The organism is Chitinophaga filiformis, from assembly GCF_023100805.1.
GTDB lineage: Bacteria > Bacteroidota > Bacteroidia > Chitinophagales > Chitinophagaceae > Chitinophaga > Chitinophaga filiformis_B.
In genome coordinates this window covers 330,103-342,121 of sequence record NZ_CP095855.1, presented here as the reverse complement: position 1 = coordinate 342,121, position 12,019 = coordinate 330,103, and the positions used below count along the sequence as shown (strand labels likewise).

At 43.1% G+C, this 12,019-nt stretch carries 14 protein-coding genes; 5 read left to right on the top strand and 9 right to left on the bottom strand.

The features are described from left to right. The first annotated feature begins 76 nt into the window (after positions 1–76). From MYF79_RS01500 to MYF79_RS01485, 4 genes are read left to right on the top strand one after another with little or no spacing between them, the layout of a single operon-like run. Complete coding sequence (locus tag MYF79_RS01500) at positions 77–1,570, top strand: phytoene desaturase family protein (protein ID WP_247812227.1); 1,494 nt, start codon at positions 77–79, stop codon at positions 1,568–1,570. Further along, positions 1,567–2,406, top strand: a complete 840-nt coding sequence (locus MYF79_RS01495) for a phytoene/squalene synthase family protein (protein WP_247812226.1) — start codon at positions 1,567–1,569, stop codon at positions 2,404–2,406. The genes MYF79_RS01500 and MYF79_RS01495 overlap by 4 nt, the downstream gene beginning before the upstream one ends. Beyond that, complete coding sequence (locus MYF79_RS01490; protein WP_247812225.1) at positions 2,403–2,897, top strand: sterol desaturase family protein; 495 nt, start codon at positions 2,403–2,405, stop codon at positions 2,895–2,897. Before MYF79_RS01495 ends, MYF79_RS01490 begins: the two co-directional genes overlap by 4 nt. Beyond that, the gene (locus MYF79_RS01485) at positions 2,872–3,573 is read left to right on the top strand and encodes a lycopene cyclase domain-containing protein (protein ID WP_247812224.1); all 702 of its coding nucleotides are present in this window, start codon (positions 2,872–2,874) and stop codon (positions 3,571–3,573) included. Before MYF79_RS01490 ends, MYF79_RS01485 begins: the two co-directional genes overlap by 26 nt. Positions 3,574–3,590: 17 nt before the next feature. Here the strand turns inward: MYF79_RS01485 and MYF79_RS01480 are convergent, their stop codons facing one another. From MYF79_RS01480 to MYF79_RS01440, 9 genes are all read right to left on the bottom strand, one after another. Continuing rightward, complete coding sequence (locus MYF79_RS01480) at positions 3,591–4,508, bottom strand: helix-turn-helix domain-containing protein (protein ID WP_247812223.1); 918 nt, start codon at positions 4,506–4,508, stop codon at positions 3,591–3,593. A 16-nt stretch (positions 4,509–4,524) separates the two neighbouring features. Next, positions 4,525–5,457 (bottom strand): NADP-dependent oxidoreductase, encoded by a 933-nt coding sequence (locus tag MYF79_RS01475; protein ID WP_247812222.1) that lies wholly within the window; start codon positions 5,455–5,457, stop codon positions 4,525–4,527. Between the two features lie 98 nt (positions 5,458–5,555). Beyond that, positions 5,556–6,452 (bottom strand): alpha/beta hydrolase fold domain-containing protein, encoded by an 897-nt coding sequence (locus tag MYF79_RS01470; RefSeq protein ID WP_247812221.1) that lies wholly within the window; start codon positions 6,450–6,452, stop codon positions 5,556–5,558. 50 nt (positions 6,453–6,502) lie between these two features. After that, positions 6,503–6,997 (bottom strand): cupin domain-containing protein, encoded by a 495-nt coding sequence (locus MYF79_RS01465; protein ID WP_247812219.1) that lies wholly within the window; start codon positions 6,995–6,997, stop codon positions 6,503–6,505. 121 nt (positions 6,998–7,118) lie between these two features. Further along, positions 7,119–7,868 carry a pirin family protein gene (locus tag MYF79_RS01460; protein ID WP_247812218.1) on the bottom strand — a complete coding sequence of 250 codons (750 nt, stop codon included), beginning with the start codon at positions 7,866–7,868 and terminating at the stop codon, positions 7,119–7,121. A gap of 74 nt (positions 7,869–7,942) precedes the next feature. Then, complete coding sequence (locus MYF79_RS01455) at positions 7,943–8,887, bottom strand: NADP-dependent oxidoreductase (RefSeq protein WP_247812217.1); 945 nt, start codon at positions 8,885–8,887, stop codon at positions 7,943–7,945. Between the two features lie 54 nt (positions 8,888–8,941). Beyond that, a complete protein-coding gene (locus MYF79_RS01450; protein ID WP_247812216.1) occupies positions 8,942–9,679 on the bottom strand; it encodes a helix-turn-helix domain-containing protein in 738 nt (245 codons plus the stop codon). A gap of 211 nt (positions 9,680–9,890) precedes the next feature. Continuing rightward, entirely contained in the window at positions 9,891–10,358 is a 468-nt protein-coding gene (locus MYF79_RS01445; RefSeq protein WP_247812215.1) for a DUF1772 domain-containing protein, read from the bottom strand. 4 nt (positions 10,359–10,362) lie between these two features. Continuing rightward, a complete protein-coding gene (locus MYF79_RS01440) occupies positions 10,363–10,779 on the bottom strand; it encodes a DUF4267 domain-containing protein (protein WP_247812214.1) in 417 nt (138 codons plus the stop codon). A 338-nt stretch (positions 10,780–11,117) separates the two neighbouring features. Between MYF79_RS01440 and MYF79_RS01435 the strand changes: the two genes are divergently transcribed. Then, on the top strand, positions 11,118–11,957 hold the full coding sequence (locus tag MYF79_RS01435) for a helix-turn-helix domain-containing protein (protein ID WP_247812213.1): 840 nt from the start codon (positions 11,118–11,120) through the stop codon (positions 11,955–11,957). Positions 11,958–12,019 lie beyond the last annotated feature (62 nt).

Genomic DNA, 12,019 nt, shown 5'->3' with positions numbered 1-12,019 from the left:
TCACAAAAATAAAGTTTTGTTTAATGTTATTGTTAAAAGATTAAACACTATATTTGTTTAATAGTTTTGTGAAAAGATGAAACAAGTCAGTGGTAAAAGCGTATTAGTGATCGGTGCCGGCTTTGCAGGTCTGGCTGCTGCAATTACGCTGGCGAGCCAGGGATATGATGTAACGGTGGCTGAAAAGCATGCCACTGCAGGAGGAAGGGCCAGGTCATTTACTGAGCAGGGATTCACCTTTGACATGGGCCCCAGCTGGTATTGGATGCCGGAAGTGGCGGAAACCTTTTTTAAACGGCATGGACGATGTATCAGCGACTATCTTTCATTGATCAGGCTGGACCCTTCTTACCAGATGATATTCCGGCAGGATGAATCGGTAGTACTTCCGGCGGCATTTACAGATATATGTTCTCTTTTTGAAAGCCTGGAAAAAGGCGCGGGCAGGAAATTAGAGGCGTTCATGCGTGAAGCTGAATATAAATACCGGACTGCAATGAAGACTTATGTCAACAGGCCCGGACTTCATATCAAGGAGCTTTGCAGTTTGGAAGTGCTACAGTCTTTTCTTAAAATGGACATGCTACAATCTTTCCGTACTCATGTCGGGCGTTATTTTAAAGACGAGCGCCTGCTTCGTATCCTTGAATTTCCCATCCTCTTTCTAGGGGCCACTGCAAGCAGAGTACCTGCTATGTACAGCATGATGAACTATGCAGATATGAAGTTGGGTACCTGGTATCCTATGGGAGGAATGGTAAGCTTGTCAGATGCATTTTCAAGGCTGGCAGTGGAAACAGGTGTCAGTTTTTGCCTGAATACCGAGGTAGAGGGATTGGAAGTAGTGGATAATAAGGTTACCGGCGCCAATACAAACAAGGGTTTTTTAAGCGCAGATATTGTTATATCCGGCGCCGATTATCATCATACTGACAGGCAATTACTTCCTGCAAACAAAAGCAACTACTCTGAAAATTATTGGAATAAGAGAGTGATGGCTCCCTCATGCCTGATCTATTATATTGGGGTCAAACGAAAAGTGCCTCGCCTGCATCATCACAACCTTTTTTTCGGGCATGATCTGGACAAACATGCTGAGGCTATTTATAATAAACCCTCCTGGCCAAGTCATCCCTTATTTTACCTGTGTTGTCCCTCAAAAACAGATGCAGCTGTTGCGCCTGTGGGTATGGAAAACCTCTTTTATTTGATACCCACAGCTCCTGGCCTTGCAGATACTCCGGCCATCAGGGAAAAGTATCTGAAGCAGGTATTGACAGAGACGGCAAGCTACTGTGGGGATAATTTTGAAAGCGATATTGTCTACTCCAGGTCGTATGCCTGCAGTGATTTCATCAGCGATTATCATGCTTATAAAGGGAATGCTTACGGACTAGCTAATACATTAGGACAAACGGCTTTTCTAAAACCGTCTATCCGCCATAAAAAGATTGATAACCTGTTTTTTACCGGTCAGCTTACTGTGCCCGGTCCGGGAGTACCGCCTGCCATCCTTTCCGGAGAACTGGTCGCTAATCACGTTTTAAAGACTAAAATCTTGCAGTCATGAAGTTGCTATTCGATAAGGTAAGTGCGTTATGCAGTAAAATAACTACCGAGGAATATAGTACGTCGTTTTCGCTTGGTATCCGCTTGCTGGATAAAAAGTTTCATGAGCCGATATATGCCATTTATGGGTTTGTACGCTTTGCAGATGAAATAGTGGACTCATTTCATGCATACGACAAGGCGGCTTTGCTCCGGCATTTCCGCGAGGAAACGTACAGGGCCATTGCAGAAAGGATCAGTCTGAACCCTATCTTAAACAGTTTTCAGAAAGTTTATCATGCGTTTAATATAGAACAGGAGCTGGTGGACACATTTCTTGATAGTATGGAAATGGATCTCCACCAGCATTTTTACACCAGAAGTATATATGAACAATACATCCTGGGTAGTGCGGAAGTGGTTGGGCTGATGTGCCTCAAAGTGTTTACGGAAGGTGATAATGACCTTTATTGTAAGCTACGCGGTCCGGCAATGAAGCTGGGTGCGGCATTTCAGAAAGTTAATTTTCTGCGGGACGTCAAATCAGACAGCCAGGAACTGGGCCGGCATTATTTCCCGTTTGTAAACCTGGAACACTTTAGCAATAAGGATAAATTTGCCATAGAATCTGAAATAGCAACAGACTTCGAGGCTGCATTACCCGGAATTATGAAATTGCCGCTTAGCTCGCGGAAGGGTGTGTACCTCGCATATACGTATTACCAGGTATTGTTTAAAAAGATCAAAAGTGTACCTGCCCAATGTATTATGACGGAAAGGATCAGAGTGCCCAATACACATAAGATCAGGATTATGCTACAAACCCTTTTATTCCCCTTTAATCTGATGCAGCAATGAGCGATTATCTGATCCTGATATGCATGTTGCTGGGTGGTTTCGCCGGAATGGAAGGCATTGCATGGTTCACGCACAAATATATCATGCACGGACCGCTATGGTTCCTTCATAGCGATCATCACCGTAAGCCTGAAGGCCAGTTCCTGGAAAAAAATGATACCTTCTTTCTGATCTTTGCCCTTCCGGGAATCGCACTCTTCCTGTTCGGCACTGTTCATAGAAGTTATCCCTTAATAGGCCTGGCCTCGGGAATCACGGCGTATGGATTTACATATTTCCTCGTACATGACATATTTGTACACCAGCGTTTTAAATGGCTCAGGAATAGCAATCATCCTTACTTTAAGGCGCTCAGGCGCGCTCATAAAATTCATCATAAGCACCTGGGAAAAGATAAGGGTGAATGCTTTGGAATGTTGCTCTTTCCAATGAGATATTTGAGGGAGGTTTTAAAAAAGAATAATAATGAAGTACACGTATCTGGCGATTGATATTAGTGCGATAGCTGTACCATTTATTGCAACGTTTCATCCCCGGATAAGGTTTTATAAACAATGGCCATTTGTATTAACGGCTATGTTATTGTCGGGCCTTGCATTCATCTCCTGGGATATATTCTTTACCGCAACCCGTGTATGGGGTTTTAACCCGGACTACCTTTGCGGGGTGTACTTTTTCAACCTGCCCCTTGAAGAAGTTTTATTCTTCGTATGTATACCATACGCATGCATGTTTTCATATCACTGTCTTATCACCCTGCGGCCCGGGCTGTCTATCTCAGGGATTGCATCTGCTTATATATCGTGGGGATTAATAGTGGGCGGAGGGGTAGCTTCTATTGTATTCCTGCAGCATAAATATACCGGCGCTACCTTCCTTTTATTGACATTTTTCATTTTATACGCCAGGAATAAGAGCTGGGCCGGCCGTTTTTACCTATGTTATGCAGCAATGCTGTTACCTTTCCTGATCATAAACGGTATCCTTACAGGGAGTTTGATGGAGGCGCCTGTTGTTTGGTATAATAACAATGAAATAATCGGGGTGAGGTTACTGACAATTCCTGTTGAAGATGTTTTTTACGGTTTGATACTGATGGGATCGCAGGTGGCTGTATATGAGTGGTTCATGACCACTTCCAGATGGCGATTCAATATTGTAAGCTGATCAGGGAGAGTGCCTGTCTATGCATTAAAACTTCGCCTGAACTCAATGGGAGACGTATTGGTTTTTGTCTTGAATAACCTGCTAAAAGATTGTATCTGTTCAAACCCTAAAAGATAAGCGATCTCGCTCACGGAAAGCTGAGTGGTGGAAAGTAGTTCCTTGGCCTTGTCTATCAGCTTTAAATGGATATACTGCTGGGTGTTCAGGCCGGTGAGTGAACGTATGAGGCCCGATAGATAATGAGGCGATACATTCAATTGTTTGGCAAGAAAGACTACTGTCGGCAGCTTGTTTCCTACCGGAGAATCTTCACTGAAGCAGGCGTCCAGAAGGTCATCCAGTTTATCGAGCATTTGATGGTTAGCCATTTTCCTGGTAATAAACTGGCGCTGGTAAAACCGGTCACTGTAGGCCAGCAGCGTTTCCAATTGTGCTATAATAATTTCCTGGGTGAACTTATCGATCGATTGATAGCTTTCCTGTTCAATGTTCTGCAAAATACCAGCAATGATTGTCCGTTCTTGGTCTGACACGAACAAAGCTTCATTAACCGAGTAATTAAAGAACTCGTATTGTTTGATCTTCCTTGCAAGCGGCGTGTGCCATAGGAAGTCGGGATGGACCAGTAAAAGCCATCCCGACTGTTCTAATATCGCTCCGTTTTCCACTTCAATACTGAAAACCTGGCCAGGTGAGGAGAAGCCCATCATCCCACTGTTAAAATCGAATGTTTGCTGACCATACTTCATCTTACCATTGGCCACAGATTTTAAAGCAATGGCGTAAAATTCAAACACCAGTGGTTTAGGTTCGTCGTCATTCAGATGCGTAGGCCCGCTAACATTGATAATACTTATTAACGGATGCTTTGGTGGTGCTAGCTTTCTGAATTGATGAAACTGGCTGATGGTGGCGATTCTATAAGGTTGCTGCATGGCCAACTTTTTTACCTTACAAGTCTACAACTATTTTACCTATTGTTCTTTTCGTTTCTATAGCCTGGTGTGCCCTGGCCATATCAGTAAATGGGTAGACGGCAGAGACATGCACTTTTACCCCGCCCTTGTTTAGTAAGGTGGCCAGTGATCCCAGTTCAGCTTTATCGCCCTGCGCGATCAAAAGCTCCAGATTAACACCTTTGCTGCGGGCTTTTTGTTCAAGGGCATCAGGAAGAGGAGGAACTATCGATACAATGGTACCACCTTGCTTTACCACGTCAATAGACTGCTCCCGGGTTTCGCCACCGATCGTATCGAGAACCAGGTCCACGTCCCTAAGCAGCTCGTTAAATTTTTCACTCGTGTAATCAATGTGCTGATCGGCGCCGAGCGATAATACAAAGTCGCGGTTTTTAGCGGATGAAGTCGCAATGACCGTGGCGCCGAAGTGTTTTGCGAGCTGGATTGCGATATGCCCCACACCGCCCGAACCTGCGTGGATCAACACCCTATCGCCTTTTTTTATGTTTCCTGATTTGACTAAAGCTTCCCAGGCCGTAACACCGGCAACCGGTATGCCTGCCGCTTCCTGGTAACTGATATTCTCCGGCTTATTCGCCATCATACTGGCATTAACGGCTACATATTCCGCATAGGCTTTTCCCATGGTGATGCCGAACACGGCATCGCCTTTCTCAAAATCAATTACATCATCAGCTTTTTCTACAATATCGCCGGCGATATCCCAACCAAGAATGACAGGTCTTTCAGTTCCTAGAAAATGGTCGATCATCTGCTCATTACTGCGGATATAAACATCCATCGGGTTCAGGCCAATGGCTTTAATTTTCACTAAAATATGGCCACTGCTTATTTGGGGCTTTTCTATATCCTGATAGATCAGCTTATCTGTACCTCCGGCTTCGTTTAAAAGAATTGCTTTCATCGTCTTTTTTTCAAAATTACGCCGGTGCTGATGCTGTCATTTACCCGAATCGGACTATTGTTTAACGGAAATGAACGGCGATAGAGTACTGCCGTCAACTACCTGATAAATGCTTTAATATCATTTACCGCTTCAACTGATGGCTTGGTATTTATATCTGAGAAGATCCAGACATGTTTCTGCCCCTCGAATTCTTTGAAACGCGCCGCGGGTTGAATCGGTTTTATATAAGCGTAGAAGTTCCGGGCGTCATCATTCAATACTTCATCAGTACCAACCAGCAAAAGAACCGGCGGAAAGTGCTTAAACCTTATTTCACTTGGGTCTGCTTCTTTTATATGATTTCCTGCATATAACAGTGCATGATCACGGAGAAATGTTTTGCTTAATATAGGATCAACTGTTTGCTTTGTTTCGTACGATTTGTTATTGCCTTTCAGATCTATCCAGGGTGAAATTAAAGCTAAAGCAGTGGGTTGTGGCAAATTCGCCTTCTGAGCGTCATGCACCAGGGATATTGCTAAACCGCCTCCCGCACTGTCACCAATGATAGTAAATTTATAGCCAGGGTAACTATGCTGCAATTCACGGTAGACTTTTAGAATTTCATTGTTTGCTGTAGGGAAGGGATGTTCCGGTGACAATGAATATTCTATATATAAAACTGGTGAATTTAAGGACCCAGCCAGGTGGCTCAGCATAGCACGGTAGGCCCTAAAGCTACCGTAGACATACACCCCTCCATGCAGATAAATGATTATGTGCTTTTGATCAATTGAGCTCTTATTGAGCCAGTAACTTTTTACACCTGCAATTGTTGTTTCGTTAATGCTGATAGCGCTATCAGGAGGGTACGCCTTGCCCAGAGTTTCATAAAATGCCCTGAAACCGTTGATCTTTTGCATGGTACTATCAGGTATATTTTGTGCATGTATGTTTGAGAGGCTCAGGAATAATGTAGCTATCAGAAAGTATAATTTTAATGCCTTTTTCATCTTGGTATGTTTTGTTTGTAGATAAATTATGTTAGTTGAGTTAATATGCCCTATTTGTCTAAGTAGTTGGGAGGATAAACCTCCTGTCCGTATTTCTTTGCAATCGACACAAGCTTCTTTATTGCATCTTCATCCAGGTGAGGGTGTGGTAAAAATTCACCTGCCTGTACAGGTGTACCTATTTCTTCAAAGAAAGCATCTAAACCTGCCGGAACAACTGTACATAACAGGTGAGCCATGTTACCGCTTACGTTTTTAAAACTATGGACGGCGCCACCTTTCGGGATGGTGATGACATCTCCCTTTCTGGCGATGGTTTTTCCTTCTTCCGTTTTAAATTCAACTTCTCCATCCACTACGTAAAATGATTCGTGAAAAGATGCATGTGCATGTGGGCCGGGGCCGCCACCAGGAGGTACCAGCATGTCGATCATTGCAAATTCTCCATTGGTTTGTTTTCCGGGGATGACGATGCGATATGTATCCCCAACTATAGAAAAATGGTTTCCCTGGCTGTTATTTATCAGCCTTGCATTGTTTATCATGTCTTATTTATTTTGAATGATTAATTGGTTCTTTTATGTCTTCTGATATTTACAGTACAAAGGTCTTTTGAAATGGAGCGGAAAACTTGTATCAGATCACTGTTCTTAGTACTATTTATAGCTATTGCAGGTTGCCGCTATACATACCACCATCAAAATGGGGCGCGTTTGTTTGCGTGATAAATAATACAATGTCGCTTGTCTTAAGTGCGTGGAATGTTGGATATGTGGCTTCTATCAGCATACTTTCTCCGCTATTGAGGGACAGATCTTCATTTACCTGCACTTCTCCGCTAAGGACATAAAACAGGAAGGCTATATCATCAGTGCTTGTTTCGGGGAGAACCGTTTTGCTGCCTGCTTCAAGACGCATATCCATCATCCAGGTATTGCTTCTTATTTGCAGTGGATAGTCATCTCCTTTGCCTGCTATTTTACGCCATTGGTTACGGCTGTATATTTCCGTTAACTGGTGAAACTGCACCTGCGGTTTTAAACCCGCTGCCTGAGGCCTGATGAATATTTGCAGGCCTTCCAGAACGCCGGCATCTTCCAAAACCAGTTCTTCGTGGCGAAATTTTTCCCCTGCATTCATCATCATCAGTTTTTGATTAGATATAATACCTGTCCCTCCTTCTGAGTCCCGGTGCTGTACGCTGCCAGCCCGCAAATAGGTAAGGATCTCGTCATCCCTGTGCGGATGCATGGGGATAAGCGTACCGGGTGTAATCCGGGCATGGTCCATTCTTCCTATGGTAGAAAACCCCGTGTCATTTAATTGTGGCAAGGCAAGCCCCGGATACAATATCTCTATGCCGAAGCCGCCATGCTGCTTACCATATTTTATGGCGCTATCAATCTTTGTTAACATTGTTGTTGATTTATTGTTCGGGATTGAGAAGTGGTTTGAGATAAACCGGTCAAACCACATTACCTGGCAGAAGATCAGTTAATTTCAATGGCAACTTTGCCGATGACGCCGCCGCGTTCTGCGTACTGGTATGCTTCCATAGATTGGGTAAATGGAAAGACCTTGCTTACTTCAATCTGTAATCCTTTGCTGACAGCATTCAATAGTACCTCCATGTTTTTTGATGAGGCCTGGGAAAGCATTACAAGGTGCTTTTTGCCGGTAAATAGGTTTTTAAAGAGTGAAGTGGGAATTTCAATGGGCCTGGGTGTCGGGTTTAGGAACAGTGATTTAGGCTTCATGATCTGCCTGGCGTTTGTATAGCCCAACTTGCCCGACAAATCAATAATAATATCATAATTTTTTTGCAGAGCGAGTACATTTTCTGTTGTGTAATCAACTACTGTATCAGCGCCCCATTTTTTGGCAAGATCTACGGCTTTTGTACTGGCAACAGCCGTTACGTTCGCCTTTTTCTGCTTTAACAGTTGCAGTAGGAACATGCCGAAACCGCCAGTTGCGCCATTTACCAGAATATGACTTTTTGCATTTATGTTACCCATTTTTTCCAGTGCTGTAACAGCGGCGGCACCGACAATAGGAATGGAGGCCGCCTGGGCGAAACTGATGTTTGCTGGTTTCTTCCAGACATTTGTGACTGGTACGGCAACATACTCGGCTAACGCACCGTCTTTCATGTTGTTCTTTACAACGCCGAAGATTTCGTCTCCTTTTTTGAAATTCGTTACAGCGGCGCCTGTGTCTTCAATAACGCCTGCAAAATCGACCCCGGTATGCCTGGGAAATGTTGAGCCGGACATCAATTTCATTTCGCCTTTCCTGATCTTCCAATCCATCGGATTGATAGATACGGCTTTTACTTTTACCAACACCTCATTTGCCCGGATAACAGGTTTAGGTTCTTCTACGGTTTGTAAAACATCTGTGTTGCCAAATTTTTGATACGCTATTGCTTTCATGGTACTATCTTTTAAATTGTTTGATTTGATAGCACAAAGTTGGCAACAACAGCTCTAATAAACTTGTATCAGATCACTATTATGTTTTAAAGCTTTTGGTGGCATGCCGAACATCTCATACATGTACTTATTCAGTTGAGGCAGGTCGTAAAAGCCTGTGTCGTATGCAATATCTGTCAGGCTCCTGTCTTTTTCAGAAAGTGTAAGATAAATGACCTGGCGAAGCCTTGTCCACAATAGATATTTGGATATGCTGCTGCCGGTCTGTTGTTTGAAAAGTGCAGCTAAACGGGAAGGTGAAAGGAATACCACATCCGCAAATGTTTGCGGCGTTATGTCTTGTCGGAAATAATTGGTTTTAATATGCTCTACTATTTTTGTTACTCTTTCGTCATATTGGACAGTTGGCAGGGTTGAGAGCAGCGCATCTATAATGGTATATATATCAAAGGTATCCTGGCCGGTTTGAAAAAATGTATTTGTTTCCGAGGGAGAATGAAAAACAATGTGGTCCTCATTTTGACCAAACCTGTTCGAAAGTTCCAAACCAACATTGGAGTAAGGTTCGATGTTCAGGACGTTTAAACTTCCTTTTTCTGCTACGCAAAAATGCGGCACCTGTGGTTTGATCAAAAAGCCATGAATCCGTTCACACAATTGGCCTTTAATGGTAGAAGTAAAAGGAGTATCATTGGATAGAACGATCTGATAGGCCGAATGGTGATGAATTTCGACGGTAAGATTGTATGCCTTCAGTGCCAGAATGAAAGGATTATTTATTTGTTTTTTCATTTTGCTGATGTTCAAATAGAAACCTTATGCGATTAGGCCTGGTCTCTTTAATTTAATGCTTATAGGTAAGCTACACAATTTTATGCTTTCCGTTTTATTTTTAATTCTCATGTGAGTGATATTTTCACGCAATGATTGATGGGGCTAAGACTTTGAAGCCCAAGGCTGAACCGGGATGCAGCATTCCTGTCATCTCTGCATATTCCATTCGTTAGCAATAGTTTAGCAGGATAAGGCCCGTGATCGCTATGAATAACAAGGCTGCCCGCAGACCGATCACCTTGTCCCAGCGCTGTTGTAATTCCCTGATATTACTCACTATCCGACCGAATTTTACGACATCTACCATGACATTATTTACGGGCCTGGCCACGGTGAGGTATATGGTAAGATGTATCAGTAAGGCCACCAAGGAGAGTGCAGCCAGTTGTGCCTGGATGGTATGGAAACCGGCAATTAATACCTGCAGCAGGGTGGAGACGATGGCAGTGGCGCCGATGACAGGCATCCTTGCATCTGCCACTTCGTGGAAATGACCCATTACATCGGCTATAGAGGTGTCTTTACTTTTAGTAGCGGCTTTTTTACCTACCAGGGCAAAAAATACGTCGGTACCGAAGACAACGGCAGTAGCAACTATCGCTATACCATTTAAAATATGCAATAAGAGGATGTTCATTATATTAGTTTTTAGGATTTGCGTTAAATAACAGGATGGTGGCAATAAGCATGTACACTGCTGTAATGCCATGGATCAATAAATGTGTTACATCTTCGGCACCATTGACTGCCAGAATGGTGAGGCAATCGGATACCGGGATGATAATGGCTGCGCCGAAGGCGAAGGCAGTTGACCGTGGCTTGCGGGAGATAAGGAATATAAGCACTACAATGCCTGAAAATATGTCCCTGATGCCTTTAATCCATCCATAGGCCATGGCTTCCTTAGTATGGGCCAGCGGAATACCAAATCCTTCGGCGCCGGTATAGGGCGCCAGTATAAACCTTAAGCCCAGGAAAATGATACCCACGGCGGCTAGGGCAGTGAGCCAGTAGGAGGCCGAACGTGGTCCCCAGAAGTTGATGGGATGTGTTTTCATTTGCTTTACTTATTTGTTTAAGCAAATGTCGCCCCATCCATATTTTTATTCGTTCACCCAGGTTAATAAATGCCGCCGGTATTCATGTATCTAACCAGGACAGAACAGATCGCTTTGGAAGACGCAGAAAAGCTATAACCTTTCTTTGAGGCGTTTTCTTGTTTCGAAACTTTTATATAAGGACCAGGACAAATAAAGTATATTTAGGATCAGGTGACCAGAACATATACGTTGAAATTGTGACATGCCGGATTTCAAAGCTGATGTAGCCACTGTTGGAATAAATCCATATGTTTTTGTCCGGAGGGAAAATTTTAAGCGGAAATCATCCATATATTATGAAATTCCATAAACATATACCGGCTTATCCTTTATCTGATTACATTCAGCATATCGTGTATGTGAGTGGTTCAAATGCTGCTGTCCCATATATCAAAGAGCTGCCTGACAGAGGTGTCAATCTGGTCATTGAGCTACAGGAAAACACCATCAATACTGTCTTCCTCGACACAGATCTGAAGGAGAAAAGGGTGATGAAAAATGCCTGGATATCAGGTACACAGACACAGGCTATTTTATATGAAAACAGGCAGGATTCCAGTATCCTGAGTGTACGCTTCACAACAGGCGGTTTTTATGCACTAACGAAGATCCCTATAACAGCTATCCATCCTGTTTGCCTGGAGGCCGAACTGCTGTTAGGTAATTCTTTTAAGCATTTATACGAGCAGCTTATTAATACAGATAATGTGCTACAGTTGTTTGGCCATATAGAAACTTACTTCCTGCGATACACCAGCGATCTCCGTTTCGAAGATTCTCTGGTGAAATTTATTGATAAGAATATTGAAAAACCTATTGATTGGTTAATAAAGAAATCCGGATACTCCCAAAAACATGTCGTACATATCGTCAAACAACATACTGGTTTTTCAACCAAATACCTGCAAAGGCTCCATAGGTTTCAAAAGGTGATCAGGGATATCCAAACCTTTAAGGGGAAGACAGACTGGATGGCGCTTGTTAATGAATATGATTATTATGATCAGGCGCATTTTGTCAAGGAGTTTATCCAGTTTACAGGCATCAAACCCACACAATATTTATTATCGCAAATGGAAATGGAAGAAAATTATCTTGTTGCAGATATGATTCTGCAACCTCCTAATAATCATTAAATTGCCGGTAGGTAAATTTTTTACAATGGGGTTAGGTGGGCGACGACTAAATTTGTTTAAAC